Below are 18,496 nucleotides of genomic sequence, written 5' to 3' on the forward strand. Positions count from 1 at the left end.
CCTCGGCGCCGCACTGTGCTTCAGGTCTACCTATTGTTCCGTGGAATCGCGGTCAGAACCGCGACAAGAACGATGCCGTAAAGCACGTGTCCCGCCAGCGCGACCCATGTGATCCCGGTGAAATTCAGGAACAACGGCAGCCCCGCAATCGCGGTGATGCCACCGATCGCAAAGACCCAAAGTCCAAAACCATAGATCGCCGCGGGCAAAAACCACCCCCCCGCGCCGCCGGTCAGGCGCTGCCAGATCGGACGAAAGATAAAGAGCCAGCCAACCGGGTAACCGATCAGGCCGACCAGATAGAAATGCATAAAATAACCGGCAAAATCGCCGCTTGGCAGGCCAAGGCTGCCCAGCAGGCTTTTCGCCAGCCCATGCGGTGAGAGATTTGCAAAACCAAGCCCGGGGCTGACGATCTGGCCCCAGAAATCAAAAGCCATTGTCGCCAGCAGCCCGGCGATAAACATCTTGCCAACAGTATCAAGATTTGCAGGCGGCACGCCCGCCGCTGTGCGGGAATAATCTGAATTGGTCATTGGGTATCCGACTCTTATCTGTTTTTCTTTGTACGCCTAGCGCCCGATTGAACTGGGACGCAAACCCGCTTCGTGCAAGAAATGCTTCAAGGTTACACGCAAAGGTCAGCTTTATGTCAAACCAGACCGCCCCCCTGCCCGATGCCGAAAAGCTCACCCATGAAGGCTTTTCAACCGGATCTCAGGGCCGCATTCTGCTGATCGCCTGCGGCGCTCTTGCACGTGAAATCCTTGCGCTGAAAGAGATGAAAGGCTGGCAGCATATTGACCTCACATGCCTGCCCGCGATCCTGCATAACTCACCCGAAAAGATAACCGATGCGGTCAGGGCATCGGTAGAAAAGCACCGACCCGTCTACGAGACCATATTTGTCGTTTACGCCGACTGCGGCACGGGTGGCCAGCTTGAGAAAGCCTGTGCGGACCTTGGCGTGGACATGGTCGCCGGGCCGCACTGCTATTCATTTTTCGAAGGGAACGCGCATTTCGCCCTTCACGATGACGAAATCACCGCCTTCTACCTGACCGACTTCCTTGCCCGCCAGTTCGACGCCTTTGTCTGGAAACCGCTCGGGCTGGACCGTCACCCGGAACTCGCCGCCATGTACTTTGGCAATTACACCAAGCTGGTCTATCAGGCCCAGACAGACGATCCCGCGCTGACCGCAAAGGCAAAAGACTGCGCGGATCGGCTGGGGCTGGCGTTTGAAAGGCGGTTCACGGGCTACGGCGATCTGGCGACGACATTGTCACGGTGGATGGATAAGGAACCTTAAGGCGCCCTCAGCCCTGCGCTGCCGCAACCTCACGGATACGTTTGATCATGGCGCGCAACCCGTTCGACCTTTGCGCCGAGAGGTGATCGTTCAAACCGAGCCGCGCAAGCTCTCCGCCCGCATCCACGGATGTCACATCACCCACCGGCAGATCGTTATAGAGCGCCCGCAGAACGGCGATAAGGCCGCGTACGATCATCGCGTCGCTTTCCCCGTCAAAGCGGAACGTGCCATCCTCGATCTGCGGGTGCAGCCAGACCTGGCTGGCACAACCGTCGACCTTGGTCGCCGGTACTTTCAGCGCGTCGGGCAGCGGGTCCATCGCCTTGCCCTTCTCGATGACATAACGATACCGGTCTTCCCAATCCTCGAGAAACTCGAAGTCTTCCACAATTTCCTCAAAGGCAGGGCTGGCCATAGTCATCGCATCCTTTCTCGCGCGTCACTGACCTATGCGCTGCCCCGGGGTCTGTCCAGACCTGCCTTGCGGCTTTTCAAGTGGCGCAGGATGCGGTAACCGAAGGAGAATTACTTAATAACCGGTCCATCCAATGCGCAAATTCCTGATTTTACTTCTCGCCTCCGGCCTCGTTCTTTCAGCTTGCGGCAACGGGGGCAGACGTGCGGCAAGAGATGCCGCTATCGCCGGAGCAGGGGGCAACCCTCTCATCCCGACGGAACGTCGCGGCATGTTCTCTAAACCCGAGGAAGTTGACACCAGCGTGTTGATTGGCAGCATCTCCGAGCTTCGCATCGAGCGCACGCTCTCGGGCGCGATCGTTCACGTCACCGGCGTGGCTGACCGTCAGGGTGCCTATCGCGCCGAACTGCGCCCCGAGGATCCGGACCTGCTCGCAACAGATGGCGTGCTTAGCTTTGCCTTTCGCGTGCGATACCCCGCAGACCCGACCCCGATCGGCAGCACCGCGACACGCACGGTTTACGAGGCTTTCAGCCTCTCTTCCGGCACGTTGCAGAATGTCCGGACCATTCGGGTGACCGGTGCGCGGAACTCGATGCAGGCAAATCGCCGTTAAAGCTCGACCGTTTCGACGTTGTTCCCCTTGGCGGCAAGCGCGATCTTGCCGTCACACAGGCGCAGTGCATCAAGACCAAAGACTTCGCTTCTCCAGCCCGACAGGGCCGGCAGGTCGCGTTCCCCCGCCGCAATTGCATCCAGATCGGCGCTTGACGCGATCAGCTTGGCGGCCACGCCGGAACTTTCCGTCTTGGATTTCAGCAGTACCCGCAGCAGGTCCGCCAGCGCCGGGTTTACCTGCAGTTTTTCGCGGCTGCGGTCGGGTTTTGGCATCTGGTCCTGCGGACAGTTCACGCCCTTTTGCACCGCGGCAAGGATGCCGTCTGCAATCGCGCCGCGGCGCGCCTCGCGCAGCAACAGACGCAGCCCACTCAGATCGGTATGCGCCTTTGGCTTGGCCGAAGCCAGTTCGACCAGCGCATCATCCTTGAAGACGCGGTTACGTGGCACGTTGTTTTCTTGCGCATATTGCTCGCGGAATGCGGCCAGTTCACGCACAACGGCAAGGAACTTTGGCGAATTCGTACGTGTCTTGAGGCGTTTCCAAGCCTCGCGCGGTTCAACCTCATAGGTGCTGGGGTTGGTCAGAATCTGGATTTCTTCCTCGACCCAACGCTTGCGGTTCGTCTTGTCCAGTTCTGCCGACAGATATTCATAGATCTGGCGCAGGTGGGTGACGTCGGCCAGCGCATAGGACTTTTGTGCCTCGCTCAGCGGGCGGCGCGACCAGTCAGTAAAACGCGACGACTTGTCCACGGCCCCCCGCGCGATCTTGCGCACAAGCGTCTCATAGCCAACCTGTTCGCCGAACCCGCAGACCATCGCGGCAACCTGCGTATCGAAAAGCGGTTCGGGAAACACCTGCGCATCGACCCAGAAAATCTCGAGATCCTGACGGGCGGCGTGGAACACCTTGACCGTGCTAGTATCCCGGAACAGGTCATAAAGCGGTTCAAGCGAGAGTTCTTCGGACAAGGGGTCGACCAGGACCGCGTTACTTTCATCCGTGCCAGGCATGGCAAGCTGGATCAGGCAGAGCTTGGAGTAATAGGTCCTTTCGCGCAAAAATTCGGTATCGACGGTCACGTAATCATGTTCGGCCGCAGCCTTGCAGAAGTTGCTCAAATCTTGCGTCGTCGTGATCGTTTTCATTAGAACCCGGTTTTTTTGCTTTATTTCTTGTCGCTTGCGCAAACACTAAAAGTGTTATGACAATCTACCGCAATTGAAAAGCGACCATCAGCGGTCTTATTCTTCCGTGGTCTCCAGAAAGACCGGTTCACGCGATCCTGCCGCAAAACGCTTCAGAACTGCAGGATAGAGGCGGTGTTCCTCCTTCAGAACGCGCGCGGCAAGCGTCTCTTCGCTATCGCCCGGCAGAACCGGCACTCGCGCCTGCCCAAGGATCGGCCCGTCATCCAAGCGCGCCGTCACCTCGTGAACGCTGCAACCATGTTCTTTGTCCCCGGCTTCAAGCGCTCGGCGATGGGTATGCAGACCCTTGTACTTGGGCAAAAGCGACGGATGAATGTTCAACATACGCCCGTGGAATTTTGACACGAACCCGTCTGTCAGAACCCGCATGAAACCGGCAAGACAGACGATATCGGCCTCAGCCTCAAGGATCGGCTTGATCAGTTCGTCCTCGAAAGCCGCCCGATCGCCCGCGAAAGGCCGGTGATCGACAACCGCTGTCGCGACGCCACGTTCAGACGCTTTGGCCAGCCCGCCAGCCGTCTCTCGATTAGACAGAACAAGGCAGGGCCGCGCCGGATGGTCGCCGCTCATGCTGTCGAGCAGCGAAACCATATTGGACCCGCCGCCGGAAATCAGGATCGCTACACGCTTGTGACTCACAAAAGCGTCCCGCTGTAGGAAACGGATTCGCCCGGAACGACCGTACCGATGCGCGCGACTGTTTCACCGGCCTCGCCCAGCATCGCGGCGATCTCATCAGCCTTGTCGGCAGCAACCGCCACGATCATGCCGATCCCGCAGTTGAAAGTCTTGAGCATTTCCGATTCAGCCATACCGCCCGTCTCGGCCATCCAGCCAAAAACACCCGGCAGTTTCCAGCTGTCCAGATCGATGGAAGCGCCCAGCCCCTCGGGCAGAACGCGCGGCAGGTTCTCGGTCAGCCCGCCGCCGGTGATATGCGCAAGCGCATGAACGCCACCGGCCCGCACGGCCTCGAGCACAGGACGCACGTAAAGCCGCGTTGGCGTCAAGAGAGCAGCGCCCAACGTGCCTTCGGCAAACGGACAATCCGACTCCCAATCCAGACCTGATTGCTCTACCAGCCGCCGGACCAGCGAGTACCCGTTGGAATGTACCCCGTCGCTGGCCAGCCCCAGCAAGACATCGCCTTCGACAACGCCTGCGGGCAGTTCATGACCGCGTTCCATCGCTCCGACAGCAAAACCGGCCAGATCGAAATCGCCCGGCGGGTACATGCCCGGCATCTCGGCAGTTTCGCCACCGATCAGCGCGCAGCCGGATTTTTCGCAGCCCGTCGCGATACCTTCGATGATGCGGGCCGCCGTATCGGTGTCCAGTTTGCCGGTCGCAAAGTAATCGAGGAAGAACAGCGGCTCCGCCCCCTGACACACAAGGTCGTTGACGCACATAGCCACGAGGTCGATGCCAACCCCGTCGACGTGGCCCGTGTCGATCGCGATGCGCAGCTTGGTCCCGACCCCGTCAGTCGCGGCCACAAGGATCGGGTCCTCGTATCCGGCGCCTTTGAGATCGAACAGGGCCCCAAAACCGCCCAGCCCGCTCATCACACCGGAGCGATTGGTCCGCTTCGCCGCAGGCTTGATCCGCTCGACCAGCGCATTGCCCGCGTCGATATCCACACCTGCATCCGCATAGGTTATGCCGTTCTTTGACTGGCCGCTCATTCCCGTCCTCCGGTCCGATTGCCGCCCCCCGATAGCGCGGAGCGTTCAAGGAGTCCACGGCCAGAGCGACGTCTCGGCAACAAGGGCGCACAGAGGGTTCGGCTCAGCCGTCAGAACAGGCGATCGCGTTAACGCTTTGGCAAGGTTAATGCGGTGCACTAATCCCTGACCAAGGTGCGGTCGGACGATCAACAGGAAAAAAGGCTGCGCCATCACGATACAATGGGCCGGAATTGCAACCTCGTGCTTGACCGTCCCCGACCGCTTGCGTAGTCAATGCGCAGTCGGGCCTGTAGCTCAATTGGTTAGAGCAGAGCGCTCATAACGCTTTGGTTGCGGGTTCAAGTCCTGCCGGGCCTACCAAATCTCCCGAATAATCGAAAAACAATGCCGATGAACCGCGCCGGTTTTGATGCCTAATTGGAATGACAGCGTGCCGAACAGCTAAGCCACTACAGCCATAATCCGACGACTCGGCTCTTCCCCCGACCAGTCCTCGAAAAATTGAACCGGTCTGCCGCGACACATCACACCCCAAAGATGCAAAACTTTGGAATCTGGTTATGATAGGTTGAAATCCTGTGGGTGGTGGAGTGGCACATATGGCGGCTGCGCGGGCGACGTTTGCTGACGAGATCTTTGGAAGACAGCCCTTTCAACGGTCGTCCGAAACCATCGTTTTTGCAGATGTCGTGGATTCGGTCCGGCTGATCGACAGCGACGAGGAAGGATCGGTTCAGCGCTGGCTCGATTTCGTCGACAGGATCGAGCAGAGCATCGTCCAGACCGGCATGGGGCGGATTGTCAAACGGTTGGGGGACGGCGTCATGCTGGAATTCGATGACCCGTCAGAAGCGGTGAAAGTCGCGCTGAAAATGCGAATGGACCTCACCGAGTTCAACAGACATGCGCCTGAAGGTCAGACCTTTGAAATCCGCATCGGCATGCATGCCGGCGAAGTGCTGCGGGGTCCCGATGCCGATCTCTACGGGCGGGAGGTCAACATCGCGGCACGCCTCGCGGCGGCGGCAAACCCGGGCGACGTCATGGCCTCGGCGAGTGTACGTGACGCGCTTGCCAGCGACGTGGACGCCGAATTCGAGGATTTCGGTCCGGTTTACCTCAAGAACGTGCCCCTGCCCGTCCATGCCTTCCGGGTCCTTGCCCCCAACGAATTCTCCCGTGTCGCGCCCTTGATGTCACCAGAAGACCTATTACCGACAATCGCCGTGCTGCCGCTGATGGTGCGCAACAGCGACAAGGCTTCGGTCTGGGGAAAGATGCTGGCCGATGACTTGATCGCGGCGTTGTCGGGGTCGCACCAGATGAACGTGATCTCACACCTGTCGACCATGACCATCTCGATCGAGAATTACACACTGACCCAGCTATCGGAATCGCTGGGTGCGGATTTCCTGCTGTCAGGCTCCTGCGCGGTGGGCGAAAGCCGTCATGTTCTTGACCTTAGCCTGACCCGCGCGCTTTCGAGTTCGGTTGTCTGGTCCAGTCGCATCGAAGTCGAAGAGACGGAGATCCTGCAAAAGAACGCGATATTCGCCGAAGTCGCCAATGAAATTCATGTCGCGATTCTCGATCTGGAAATGAAGCGCGCGATGAGCCAGCCGATCCCGACCCTGAGCAGCTACGAAATATTGATGGCATCGGTCGCCCTGATGCACCGGCTGTCACCTGCGGATTTCAATCGTGCGGGCGATCTGCTGGACGCCCTTATCGAGCGCATTCCACAGCATCCGGTCCCGCTCTCGTGGAAAGCCCGGTGGCATGTTCTGAAGGTCGTGCAGGGCTGGTCGATCGACCGGTCCGAAGAAGCGCGGCGTGCGCTCAACCATACGCACCGCGCGCTTGATCTGGATCCGACAAACAGCGTGGCGCTGATCGCCGAGGGGTTTGTGCAAACCAATCTCCTGCACGATCTGGACGAGGCCGAGGAACTCTACGACAGCGCCCTTGAATACACGCCGAACGAACCAACCGGCCGTGCCCTGCGCGGAACGCTATATGCGTTCAGGGGTGACGGCGCGCGGGCGGTCCGTGACGCCGAACGCGCCCTGCATCTCGCGCCGCGCGATCCGCACCGTTTTTTTTTCCAGTCGCTTGCGGGCAGTGCCAGCCTTGTGGCCGAGGATTATCCACGGGCGCTCGAACTCATCAAAAGCTCACTAAGACTCAATCGGCTCCACATGTCTTCGCTGCGCATGCTGGCGGTGACCGATTGGCGGCTTGGCAATCACGACGCCGCCCGGGCCACGCTTGATAAAATCCTGCGACTCGATCCCGGCTTTACGATCAGCAGATGGAGACGCACCACGCCCAGCGCCGACCTGCCCGTTGGTCGGGCCTTTGCCGACACACTGAAAGAAATTGGAGTACCTGACTGAAGTTTATTTGAAACGACTATATTTTTGGGAGGAATAGACATGGCCAATTCATCCAACGTGGCCCCCGAAGGCGCATTCGGAGCATTCGGCGCCTTTGGAGCTTTTAACGGCAGCGGAGCCTTTGGCGCTTTCGGGGCGTTCGGGGCCTTCGGCGCACCCGGACCGGCAAACCCACCGCTCATCTCTCAGGCCTTGATCACCAATCACGATGGGATCGCAGGAAACTGGCAGCCGGTGGGTCCGAACGCAGTCGATCCGAGCGTTCAGGAAAGTACGGAATATCTCGGACGCCTCTCGCCCGCGGTCCGTGCCAGCATCTTCACGCTGGAACTGGGCAGCCGTATCGGCTTCGCTTTCGAACCGGACGCCGTGGCAGGTGATCCCGGTCTGGGTCGTGTCTTTCATCTTGAAACCACACCCGCCAGCCCGGTGCCCGACACGGCCTACAAACTCCTGTTTGAAATGCGCAGGCCGACACAGGACATCTTTGCCTCGCAGCTGACACTCATTGCCAATTATGCCGCCCTGAGACAGGACCGGATGGCAGAGATCCTCGCGCAGCTTGGCACGCCCACCGAGTTCCTGCGGGCCATTGCCTATATCGAACCGGCCCGCACGCCCTATACGATCGAACTTCTGTCGATGGCCCATTGGCTGGCGAACTTCGTCGAGATGCGGCTGAAGTATGCCTTGGCCTGCAAACGGCCGATAGAATACTCACCGCAGATCCAGCCGATGATATGGACGCCCTCGCATGGCAGCCTGCCAAGCGGTCACGCGACCGAGTCTTTCACCATGGCGCGGGTGTTGTGGCTGCTGCTGCGGGCCAACAACGTCAAACCATATTCGCAAGGCATATGGGGTGAAATGATGATGCGCCAGGCCGCGCGCATCGCGATAAACCGCACGGTGGCGGGGGTGCATTTCCCAGTCGACAGCGCCGCTGGCGCGGTTCTGGGCCTGTCGCTGGGCAAGTATTTCGTTGATCGCTGCACCCACACCGCGCCCGCCGAAAGCTGGAGTTTTGACGGCGCGTCCTACCCCGAGGCGCAGGATTTTGACTGGCGCGATTACTTCCGTCCGAATGATCCTGCTGGCGGCACGGATCCGGAACAGATCGAAACCGCTTGGGCGACCGAAACCGCCATTGCCAACCCGGCCACCAACCAGACCGTGTCACAAGCCTTGAACTGGCTCTGGAAGCGGGCGGCAGATGAATGGATCGACCTCGCCGAAGATCTCGACACCGACGGCGACGGAACATGAGGAGGATCGAACATGGCACTCAGTTGGACAGAACTTGCCCCGGTGGATCAGCCTCGCGATCCGCTGGCGGACTTCGCGGTCAACGCAATGGCGCGCTTTACGGCCGCCGATCTCAACCTCAGCACCGCAAGCCCCTCACCCGAGCGAAAATCCGAATATGATGATCAGTCGTGGCTCGCGCTGGTGAGCGTCGCAAGAGGAGATGACAAGATTTCCAGCCTGACGATCAATGAACTGGTCAGAAAGGCAAAGGAGCATTACACAGAGCCGCTCGATGACGATCTTCTGATACCGGGGGAATACGACGGGGCTTTCCGCGAAAGCACCGACCTCGATGTTATCACGATCTACGCCAAGCGCGCCTATATCAACGCGGTCAACGCACAGGATGGCGAAGACAGCCTGGGGATCGCGTCCATCGAAGTCAGCTTTCCGCTGGACAGCAGGACAGTGAACCCGTCGACATCAGAATTTGCCCCCATCGAACTGGATCTCACGGTTTCCGACCAGACGGTTGTCACCGCCGTCATCGACCATGGCATCGCCATCGCCCATGACCTGTTCCGGCAAGAGGATGCAACAGGCGCACTGGCGCTCAGCCGCGTGGATTTCTTTCTCGATATGGACGGCATCCCCGATCCGAACGCCCATATACAAAGCACTGTGGGCCGGGTCTGGACCCGCGCGGAAATCGAACAGATCCTGACTGACAACATGCACAACGGTCTGCTGGACGAGGAGAAAGTCTACCGCGCACTGGGGCTGATCGACTGGCGAAGGCGGTCAATCAACAGCTGCGCGCACAGGGTCTCACACGGCACCCATGTAACAGGTCTGGCAGCAGGCTATAGCGCAGATGACGCCAAGGGCGCCGAGAGGCGTATTATCGCCGTACAACTGCCTACCCGCCTCGTTGCGAATACGATGGGCCAATGGTTGCAGCAGGCCTTGGAACAGGCGCTTACCTTCATCGCGCGGCAAATGGAGCATTACTTCGTGGGGGGCGCCGCGCAGGCTACTCCCCTTGTCATGAACTTCAGCTTTGGCAATTTCATGGGGCCCCATGACGGGACCAGCAAGATCGACCGGGCCATCGATGACAACCTCTCCAAGATGGCCGCGAACTCAAACCGTCCCCGCATGCTGATGCTGCCCTCGGGGAACGGCAACCTTTCTCGCTGTCATGCAATCGTCAACCTGACAAACGCAATGCCAGCCAAGGATCTGGACTGGAACCTGCAACCCGCAGATCGGAGCGCTTCTATCCTGAGCGCATGGTTGCCGGTCATGACCCCGGTCCAGAATGGCACGGTCGAGATGCAGGTCACCGTGCCGGGTTTCAGCACGCCCCACACCATCATCGCCGGAACTGCGCCCGGCCTGACCCTACTGACAGATACGAATTCGTCAGGCATCAAAGTGACCGTCGGCATGTTGGTCTACAGGCCACCCCGGTTTCCGACCAAGCGGGGAAGGTTCGAAATCTATCTCGTACCGACGGATCATCCGGTAGACGTCCGACCCGTGGCCCGCGCGGGCGCATGGAAACTAAGGTTCACCAAGGCGGCCTCGATCAGCGATTTATCCCTGAACATCTGGGTCCAGCGGGATGATACCCTGCCCGGCTTTCCGCAATTCGGCCGACAATCCTACCTGTCGGACGGTCTCTACGACCGTTTCAGCCGCCCGGGTGGTGCGGTGATTTCAGATGACGAAATGGATCATGACAGTGCCATCTTCCGATCGGGAATGATCAATGGAATCGCCTGCGGCAACCTCCCTGCGGTGATCGCCGGTTATGTCAGGTCAGACAAGAAAATGGCCGATTATTCGGCCGGTGGGCCGACCCTGAACGCCTTCCGGCTACCCGGTCCCGATGCCTCGGCAACCAGCGACGACAGTGTGGTGCTGCAAGGCGTGCTGAGCGCGGGATCGAGCAGCGGCTCACGCGTGGCAATGAACGGTACCAGCGTTTCTGCCCCGCAGGTCGCCCGCTGGGCGGCAGACCAGATCGCTCTGTCGCCTACAACCCCGTTCACTCGGGCAACCGTAACGGCAAAGGCACTCAACGACGATACAGCCGGAATGGACAAGCCCGCCCTGACCCGAACCGGCGGCGGCAGGATGAAACTGGGCAGCGTGTTCGGCGACTTGCGATGGTCTGACCAATAAAAGCCTCGGAACTGGTTGGTTCAGGCCCGGAATGCGAGAACCGCGCGACTGTCCTCTCCGACAGCCGCGCCCCTTTTTCTCTAAAACCGCAGTCGCGTCGGTCTACGCGCGACAGGCAGAGCCAGTTCGAAACCACCATGCCACCCGGAAACTGACGAAACGCCGTTACCTCCACGCCGCGCCGAGGACACGTCCGGCCAATCGCAGGCTACCGACCGATAACGATATCGGCGCGCAGTCCGCCAAGCCGGTCGCTTTTCCCAAGCCGCAGGACACCGCCATGCGCCCGCGCCACATCGTTCACGATGGCAAGGCCAAGACCCACGCCACCGCCCCGGTTCTGGTTGCGCGACGGATCCAGCCGCGAAAACGGTTTGACCGCATCCACGCGTTTGGCTTCCGGAATGCCGGGCCCGTCATCCTCAACCCGGATCCGCATCGACTTCTCGGTCAGCACAACCGAAACCTCGGCCTTGGTGCCATATTGAGTCGCATTGCCCAGAAGGTTCTCCACCGCCCGGCGCATGGCGAGCGCGTTGACCATCACCTTGCCCTCGCCCTCGGCCTCGACAAGGTTCACGTCCTTGCCCGCGCGTTTCGCATCCTCGACAACATGCGTGACCATCGCCTTGATATCCACCTTCTCGGGTTCGCCCTCCGAAGCCCCCTTGGTGAAATCCAGAAACGCATCGACCAGCCGCTGCATCTCGTCGACATCGCGCAGCAGCGGCGCGGCGTCCTCTTCATCCAGCAAGGCCAGCCCCAGCTTCATCCGCGTCAGCGGCGTGCGCAGATCGTGGCTAACCCCGGAGAGCAGCATGGTCCTCTGCTCGATCTGTCGTTCGATCCGCGCCCGCATATCAAGGAAAGCGCCCCCCGCCGCCCTCACTTCGATCGCCCCGGTTGGCGAATAGGGCACGATCCGCCCGCGCCCAAAGGCTTCGGCCGCATTCGCCAGCCGCGTGATCGGGCGCAGCTGGTTGCGCATGTAAAGAAAAGCAATCGCGGTCATCAGTAGGCCGAAGAAAAGCATCGTCAGGATCAACTGGTGGGGCGCGGCGGCGGTCACCCGGCGGCGATTGAAGGTGATCTCGACCGGCCCGTGCCGTGTCGCGACGTAAATGCGGACCACGCGGTTGTCCGGCATTTCAACCGCCAGCGTCTGCGGCAGGCTATCACGCACGACTTGCCGCACCACATGCGCGGAATAGTCGAATATCCCTACATCGTCGCTGGTCGGAACCGCCGCCTCGCTGACCGGGTCGAACCCGACCAGAAGCGCGGCCATCAAAAGATCGGCGCGTTCAAGAACCTCGACCGCGCTCTCCGCCTCATCCACAAGGTCAAGAACCACCGCGATCTCGCGGGTGGTGGTCAGTGTCATCTGGGTTGTGATGTCGCGCAAGTGGTTGCGCAAGAACACGAATGACGCCACCAATTGCACTACGACAACCGGCAGGATGATGATCAGTGCCGCCCTTCCGTAGAGGCTGCGCGGCATGTATCGTTTGAGCCATTTGAAAGACATGCGCCGAACCTAACCGGACGCCCAGACAAGAGGAAGTGCGATGACCGAGGCCCCCGACGATTTCAATCCGCCAGTCGGAGAACCGGTCGAGCTTGAGGCAGGGCTACGCCGAATCCTTGCCCCGAATCCCTCGCCGATGACCTATCGCGGCACCAATACCTATCTGGTCGGCACGTCCGGCCTTGCGGTAATCGACCCCGGCCCGGCATCCGAGCCGCATCTCGACGCGATTCTCGCCGCGATCGGTCCGGGCCAGCACGTGTCGCATATCATCGTGACCCACAGTCATCTCGACCATTCTCCGCTGGCCGCTGAACTTGCAAAACGGACCGGTGCCGGGATCTTTGCCTTCGGCGGCCCACATGACGGCCGCAGCCCGGTAATGACCCAGCTTGCGGCAGACGGGCTTGCCGGGGGCGGCGAAGGAATCGACCTCGACTTTCGGCACGATCACCGTCTGGCCGATGGCGACGTACTCAGCGGAGATGGCTGGCAACTCGACGTGATCCACACACCCGGTCACCTTGGCAACCATATCGCGCTGGGCTGGAACGATGCCTGTTTCACTGCTGATCACGTGATGGGCTGGGCGACGTCGCTCGTTTCGCCGCCCGACGGCGACCTGACCGATTTCATGGCCTCCTGCGCGCGGCTCGGGCAACAAGACTGGCGGGTCTTCTATCCCGGACACGGGGCTCCGATCACATCGCCCGCCGACCGGCTCGACTGGCTGGTGAACCACCGCCTGTCCCGCGAACGGGCGATTCTGGATCAACTGGATGCGGGCCCCGCCACCGCCGCAACCATCGCCCGCAACGTCTATACCGAGACACCGGCGGCGCTCCTCCCTGCGGCAGAGCGCAATGTTTTCGCCCACCTCGTTGATTTGAAACAGAAAGACGTCGTAAAAGCCGAACCAGCCCTGTCGGCCAAGGCCGTATTTCACCGCCTGTGAAGACGGTTTGGATTTTTTCCGGGAAAACAGCCAAAACCCTCTGGACCTCCGAAATACCTGTTGCTATATCGCGCAAACCGTTCCGGCGTAGCTCAGCGGTAGAGCAGTTGACTGTTAATCAATTGGTCGTAGGTTCGATCCCTACCGCCGGAGCCAAAGAATTCAAGGGGTTAGCGATCAAACGCTAACCCCTTTTCTTTGCATTTCCTCACATCTGTCTCGCTGTTACCTGTTCCTTAAAGATCTCCGATGACGGCACCCTAGTTTCTTGTCCCAGCAGTTTCTGGTGGTTCCTGCCCTGTCTGTCAGTGCCGTGATGAGGAAAACAGGAGAGCATCATTGAAGAGCAATTTATTTTTGCTCGCGCTGGCTATTTCGGGGCCGACAAATGCGGCGACTTGGCTTTGCAAAGTTGACGATGGCGCTGGCTATCGTTGGATTGGACAAGAAAAACGTTGGCGACCTCAAACCTTCACTGCCGATGACACATTCATTATCCGCCCCTTCAAAGACACCGACGTGGCACCCCAGAACTTGTACCAAGACAGGCCACCACTCTATCTTGCGCTTGAGCTAGAGGATGATGAACCCGTGGCCTACTGGTGGTATGACTCGGAAAAGGCTGAAGGCACTCAGTCGTTAGTAGGACGATACGTCCTGTAATTCTTTGAAAACACTAACGTACTCGTCGTCACCTCAATTTAATACCCAGTGTCTCGGGATGAAAGCGAACGGGCAGAATATACGCCATATTTTGCTATCGGTAATTATTCACAAATCGATATGTAACCACGCTCGCTGACTACGATTGCCGCCGTCACCCCGGCACAGGTGGTGCCAGCTATCCCCTCACCTCTGACATCAGCGTGCAACCGACAGATTTAGAGGTTTGAGCCAGAAAAGCTTCTGGTTGTGTAAAACCCAGAGCGCTGACCACACGCCTCGCTACCCCAGCGCCGGCTGTATTCCCTGCCGGACCTGCTGCAAGGCGGGAAGGTACTCCCTCATGATTTCCTCCGCGCTTTTCTGGGCGGCGGATACGCCCACATTCAACGCCGCCTGCACCCGTCCCTGCGGATTTACCAGCGCCACCGCGAGCGAGCGCAGCCCGATCTCGATCTCCTGATCCACCAGCGCATAGCCGTCCCGCTGCGCCTTCTCAATTGCCTCCATGATAGCGTCCGGATCGGTCAGACTGTTGGGCGTGCGCGGCGACAGGTCCGAGCTTCGGATCAGCGCCATCGCCTCTTCGCGTCCAAGCGCGCCCAACAGGATGCGGCCCATCGAGGTACAATGCGCAGGCAGGCGTGAGCCCGGCATCAAACCGATCGACATCACCCGCCGCTGCGCCGCACGGGCGACATAGATGATCTCGGCCCCGTCAAGGATCGACACCGAAACCGACTCTCCAATCCGCTCCGACAACTGGTCAAGCCAGGGCTGCACGATCTGGGTCAGCGGCATACTGGCCAGCGCGTGGCTCCCCAGCCGCAGAACCCGCGGGTTGAGCGCAAAGAACTTGCCGTCATACTGCGCATAGCCCAGCTCGGTGAGCGTCAGCAGGCAGCGCCGCGCTGCCGCCCGGTCAAGCCCCGTAGCCTCTGCCGCCTGCGCGACGGACAGCCGGGGATGCACGCCGTCAAAGGCTTCGAGAACCGCCAGCCCCTTGGCCAGCGACCCGATATAGTCAGTCGGTTTGATCGCCATGCGCACAGCCCGCTACAAATATTGAACAAATATCATTATTTGCACGGAAAACCTGTGCCCTCAAGCCGTTCCCCCCTATGGCTAAGCGGCCAAGATCCTTTCACGAAAGGCCACCACAGAATGGACAAGACCCTCCCCTCGCTGGCGGCAGCCGTCGCCGACATCCCCGATGGCGCGCAGATCATGATCGGCGGTTTCGGCGGCTCCGGCGCCCCGATCGAACTGATACACGCGCTGATCGACCGCTACCGCGAAACCGGCAGCCCGCGCGACCTCATTGTCATCAACAATAACGCGGGCAATGGCAGCATCGGCATCGCCGCCATGATCAAGGCAGGCATGGTCGCCAAGATGATCTGCTCCTTCCCGCGCTCTTCCAATGCCGAGGCATTCAACGAGAAATACCTCGCCGGCGAGATCGAGCTGGAACTGGTCCCGCAGGGCACGCTCGCCGAACGCATCCGTGCCGCCGGCGCGGGCATCCCGGCGTTTTACACTCCAACCTCCTACGGCACCGAACTTGCCGAGGGTAAACCTGTCGAGGAATTCGACGGCAAGATGTACGTGCAGGAACGCTGGCTGCGCGCCGATATCGCGCTGCTCAAGGCGGAAACCGGCGATACCATGGGCAACCTGACCTACCGGCTCGCCGCGCGCAATTTCAACCCGCTCATGGCGATGGCCGCCGACCGCACCATCGTGCAGGTCTCGACCCTCGGAGAACCCGGCACAATCGAACCCGAAACCGTGGTCACCCCGGGCATCTTCGTCGATGGCCTCGTCCATGTCCCCGACCCGCAACAGGAAGAAGTGCTCGTCCGCACAGAGGTGGTTTACTGATGGCCTATACCAAGCTTTCCAACGCGCAGATCGCATGGCGCGCCGCGCAGGACATCGAAGACGGCGCCTATGTGAACCTTGGCATCGGCTTTCCCGAAATGATCGCCAAATTCCAGCCCGAAGGCCGCGATGTGACCTACCACACGGAGAACGGCGTTCTCGGCTTTGGCAAGGCCCCTGCGCCCGGCGAAGAAGACTGGGACCTGATTAATGCCGGGAAAAAGGCGATCACGCTCAATCCCGGCGCCTCTTTCTTTCACCACGCGGACAGTTTCGCGATGGTGCGTGGCGGCCATCTCGACCTTGCCGTGCTCGGGGCCTACCAGATCGCGCAGAACGGCGACCTCGCGAACTGGCGCGTCGGCACCAAGGGCGTGCCAGCCGTCGGCGGCGCGATGGACCTCGTTCACGGGGCGAAACGGGTCGCAGTTATCACCGATCACGTCACCAAGGACGGCAAGCCAAAACTGGTCGAAACCTGCACCTTCCCGCTGACCGGGCTGGGCTGCGTCACACAGGTCTATACCTCGCTGGCGGTGGTCGATATTGAAGATGGCCATTTCGTTCTGCGCGAAAAACTCCCCGACATGTCGTTTGACGAATTGCAGGCGCTGACCGGCGCGACCCTGCATGTCAAGGACAGCATCGGCGACCTCATCGTTCCGGACCTCGGGTAAAAAGTACGCAGGGCGGATCACTCCGCCCTGCCCGCTCTAGCCTTCGCCGCGCCGCGACCGCGCCACCTGCACCGCCGTCCGGGTCAGGATCACCGCCGTCACGATCACGATCAGCACCACAGACACCGCCGCGATGGCCGGGTCGATATTGTCGCGCAGCCCCATCCACATCAGCCGGGGCAGAGTCGCCACATCGACCGAAGTGATAAAGATCGTCACGCCGATCTCTTCCCATGACAGCACGAAGGTCAGCAGGAACGCGGTCAGCACGCCGAACTTGATATTGGGCAGGATCACCCGGAAAATCCGCGTGAACAGTCCCGCCCCCATGACCCGCGCGGCCAGATCGATCCGCCGGTCGATCTGCGCCAGCGACACGGTGATCAGCACCACCGCAAAGGGCGAAATCATCACCATATGCGCAAGGATCACGCCGGGAACACTGTCATAGGCGACGAAATCGTTCACTTGCCCCAGTGTGATCAGAAAGAAATAAAGCGTCAGCGCCGAAACCACTGGCGGCGCCACCATCGGCAAAAGCGCCAACCCCATCAGCGCACCCGCATACCGTGGCCGCAGCATCCAGATGCCCAGCGAAAACAGAAAGGCGAGCGCCGTCGCCAGCGCCGCGCTCGCCATCCCGATCAGCACCGAAAGCCCGGCCGCCCGCGCCCATTCCGGCTCATCAATAAGGCTTTGGTAATGGCGCAGCGACCAGACCTCCTCAGGCACCGACAGGAACCGCTTGGGCGTGAAAGACACCGGGATCACCGCCAGCAGCGGCATCAACAGGAACACCGCAACCAGCGCGGCCAGTACCACGGCAACCAGACCGGGACGTGTCGGCTTCATGACTTCTCTCCCGGCCGTACCGCCTTCATCAGCGCGCCCATCAGGAACGCGACCCCGATCATCAGGATCACGCTGATCGCGGCACCCAGTCCCCAGTTCGGGCTCTGGAAAATACGCAGGTAGACCAGTTCGGCCACCATTACGCTGCGCCCGCCGCCAAGGATCGCGGGCGTCACGAAGAACCCAAGCGCAAAGACAAACACGATCAATGCCGCGCCAAGGATGCCCGGCGCGGTCATCGGCAGGAACACGGTCCAGAACACCCGCTGCCGCCCGGCCCCCATGCCGCGCGCGGCCAGCAGCACGCGTTCGTCAAGGTTGCGCACGGCCGAGGCCAGCGGAAACACCGCAAAAGGAATCAGGAAATGCGCCATGCCGACCACGACGCCGAATTCGTTGCGCACCATGGTCAGCGGGTCAGACGTCAGCCCGATGCCCTGCAACCAGGTATTGATCAGCCCCCGGTTCGACAGCAGCGCCAGCCAGCCAAAGGCCCGCGTTAGCACGGAAATCCAGAACGGGATAAGGATGCAGAGCTCCATCACCAACCGCTGCACCGGACCACCCCGAACCCACAAGAGCGTGATGACATAGGCCGACGCAACCGAGACCAGCGTCACGATCACGCAGACTCGCAGCGTGCGCCCGAACACCGACAGGACCAGCGGGTCGGTCAGCGCATCGGCATAATTGCCCAAGCCAAGCTCGGGCAGCGTAAAACTCCAGCGCAGGATGCCGAGAAAAGGAAAGACATAGGCCAGCATCAGAAAGGCCAGCAACGGCCCCAGCAACACCAGCGCGGATTTCATCGGTTTGGACAAAAGGCTCTCCGCAAACAGGAAATCC

18 protein-coding genes and 2 tRNA genes are annotated in these 18,496 nt (G+C 60.4%); 11 read left to right on the forward strand and 9 right to left on the reverse strand.

Going from position 1 to position 18,496, the window contains the following annotated elements; translation table 11 throughout:
• Positions 1-26: 26 nt before the first annotated feature.
• Complete coding sequence (locus MF268_RS00805) at positions 27-536, reverse strand: hypothetical protein (RefSeq protein ID WP_238369015.1); 510 nt, start codon at positions 534-536, stop codon at positions 27-29.
• A gap of 113 nt (positions 537-649) precedes the next feature.
• Here MF268_RS00805 and MF268_RS00810 point away from each other — a divergent pair, with 113 nt between their 5' ends.
• Entirely contained in the window at positions 650-1,312 is a 663-nt protein-coding gene (locus MF268_RS00810; RefSeq protein ID WP_238369016.1) for a DUF1638 domain-containing protein, read from the forward strand.
• Between the two features lie 7 nt (positions 1,313-1,319).
• On the opposite strand, the gene MF268_RS00815 is transcribed toward MF268_RS00810, so the two are convergent.
• Positions 1,320-1,730: a SufE family protein gene (locus MF268_RS00815; protein ID WP_238369017.1), complete on the reverse strand. Its 411-nt coding sequence runs from the start codon at positions 1,728-1,730 to the stop codon at positions 1,320-1,322.
• A 271-nt stretch (positions 1,731-2,001) separates the two neighbouring features.
• On the opposite strand from MF268_RS00815, the gene MF268_RS00820 reads away from it, so the two are divergent.
• Positions 2,002-2,349: a hypothetical protein gene (locus tag MF268_RS00820; RefSeq protein ID WP_238369018.1), complete on the forward strand. Its 348-nt coding sequence runs from the start codon at positions 2,002-2,004 to the stop codon at positions 2,347-2,349.
• On the opposite strand, the gene rnd is transcribed toward MF268_RS00820, so the two are convergent.
• From rnd to purM, 3 genes are all read right to left on the reverse strand, one after another.
• On the reverse strand, positions 2,346-3,503 hold the full coding sequence (gene rnd / locus MF268_RS00825) for a ribonuclease D (protein WP_238369019.1): 1,158 nt from the start codon (positions 3,501-3,503) through the stop codon (positions 2,346-2,348). The two genes, MF268_RS00820 and rnd, sit on opposite strands and share 4 nt — an antisense overlap.
• A 96-nt stretch (positions 3,504-3,599) precedes the next feature.
• Positions 3,600-4,208, reverse strand: a complete 609-nt coding sequence (purN, locus tag MF268_RS00830) for a phosphoribosylglycinamide formyltransferase (RefSeq protein WP_238369020.1) — start codon at positions 4,206-4,208, stop codon at positions 3,600-3,602.
• Positions 4,205-5,254 carry a phosphoribosylformylglycinamidine cyclo-ligase gene (gene purM, locus MF268_RS00835; protein ID WP_238369021.1) on the reverse strand — a complete coding sequence of 350 codons (1,050 nt, stop codon included), beginning with the start codon at positions 5,252-5,254 and terminating at the stop codon, positions 4,205-4,207. Before purM ends, purN begins: the two co-directional genes overlap by 4 nt.
• Positions 5,255-5,540: 286 nt before the next feature.
• On the opposite strand from purM, the gene MF268_RS00840 reads away from it, so the two are divergent.
• The 4 genes from MF268_RS00840 (at position 5,541) to MF268_RS00855 (ending at position 11,091) form a co-directional block, all read left to right on the forward strand.
• Positions 5,541-5,617 (forward strand) — tRNA-Ile (locus MF268_RS00840).
• Positions 5,618-5,856: 239 nt separating this feature from the next.
• On the forward strand, positions 5,857-7,653 hold the full coding sequence (locus tag MF268_RS00845) for an adenylate/guanylate cyclase domain-containing protein (protein WP_238369022.1): 1,797 nt from the start codon (positions 5,857-5,859) through the stop codon (positions 7,651-7,653).
• Positions 7,654-7,692: 39 nt separating this feature from the next.
• Positions 7,693-8,919, forward strand: coding sequence for a phosphatase PAP2 family protein (locus tag MF268_RS00850; RefSeq protein WP_238369023.1), 1,227 nt, complete (start codon positions 7,693-7,695; stop codon positions 8,917-8,919).
• A gap of 12 nt (positions 8,920-8,931) precedes the next feature.
• A complete protein-coding gene (locus MF268_RS00855) occupies positions 8,932-11,091 on the forward strand; it encodes a S8 family serine peptidase (RefSeq protein WP_238369024.1) in 2,160 nt (719 codons plus the stop codon).
• A gap of 208 nt (positions 11,092-11,299) precedes the next feature.
• Here the strand turns inward: MF268_RS00855 and MF268_RS00860 are convergent, their stop codons facing one another.
• Entirely contained in the window at positions 11,300-12,619 is a 1,320-nt protein-coding gene (locus tag MF268_RS00860; protein WP_238369025.1) for an ATP-binding protein, read from the reverse strand.
• A 40-nt stretch (positions 12,620-12,659) separates the two neighbouring features.
• Between MF268_RS00860 and MF268_RS00865 the strand changes: the two genes are divergently transcribed.
• The 3 genes from MF268_RS00865 to MF268_RS00875 all read left to right on the forward strand — a co-directional run bounded on the left by MF268_RS00865 (position 12,660) and on the right by MF268_RS00875 (position 14,237).
• Entirely contained in the window at positions 12,660-13,574 is a 915-nt protein-coding gene (locus tag MF268_RS00865; RefSeq protein WP_238369026.1) for an MBL fold metallo-hydrolase, read from the forward strand.
• Between the two features lie 81 nt (positions 13,575-13,655).
• Positions 13,656-13,730: transfer RNA gene (locus MF268_RS00870), tRNA-Asn, on the forward strand.
• A 183-nt stretch (positions 13,731-13,913) separates the two neighbouring features.
• Positions 13,914-14,237 carry a hypothetical protein gene (locus MF268_RS00875; RefSeq protein WP_238369027.1) on the forward strand — a complete coding sequence of 108 codons (324 nt, stop codon included), beginning with the start codon at positions 13,914-13,916 and terminating at the stop codon, positions 14,235-14,237.
• 282 nt (positions 14,238-14,519) lie between these two features.
• Here MF268_RS00875 and MF268_RS00880 read toward each other — a convergent pair whose 3' ends face one another.
• Positions 14,520-15,281 (reverse strand): IclR family transcriptional regulator domain-containing protein, encoded by a 762-nt coding sequence (locus tag MF268_RS00880; RefSeq protein WP_238369028.1) that lies wholly within the window; start codon positions 15,279-15,281, stop codon positions 14,520-14,522.
• Between the two features lie 120 nt (positions 15,282-15,401).
• Between MF268_RS00880 and MF268_RS00885 the strand changes: the two genes are divergently transcribed.
• Positions 15,402-16,121: a 3-oxoacid CoA-transferase subunit A gene (locus tag MF268_RS00885; RefSeq protein WP_238369029.1), complete on the forward strand. Its 720-nt coding sequence runs from the start codon at positions 15,402-15,404 to the stop codon at positions 16,119-16,121.
• The gene (locus tag MF268_RS00890) at positions 16,121-16,798 is read left to right on the forward strand and encodes a 3-oxoacid CoA-transferase subunit B (protein WP_238369030.1); all 678 of its coding nucleotides are present in this window, start codon (positions 16,121-16,123) and stop codon (positions 16,796-16,798) included. The genes MF268_RS00885 and MF268_RS00890 overlap by 1 nt, the downstream gene beginning before the upstream one ends.
• Before the next feature lie 36 nt (positions 16,799-16,834).
• On the opposite strand, the gene MF268_RS00895 is transcribed toward MF268_RS00890, so the two are convergent.
• The gene (locus MF268_RS00895; protein WP_238369031.1) at positions 16,835-17,650 is read right to left on the reverse strand and encodes an ABC transporter permease; all 816 of its coding nucleotides are present in this window, start codon (positions 17,648-17,650) and stop codon (positions 16,835-16,837) included.
• On the reverse strand, positions 17,647-18,471 hold the full coding sequence (locus tag MF268_RS00900; protein WP_238369032.1) for an ABC transporter permease: 825 nt from the start codon (positions 18,469-18,471) through the stop codon (positions 17,647-17,649). Before MF268_RS00900 ends, MF268_RS00895 begins: the two co-directional genes overlap by 4 nt.
• Between the last annotated feature and the right edge of the window lie 25 nt (positions 18,472-18,496).

Origin of the sequence: Heliomarina baculiformis, from assembly GCF_019966545.1 — a bacterium.
Taxonomy (GTDB): domain Bacteria; phylum Pseudomonadota; class Alphaproteobacteria; order Rhodobacterales; family Rhodobacteraceae; genus Heliomarina; species Heliomarina baculiformis.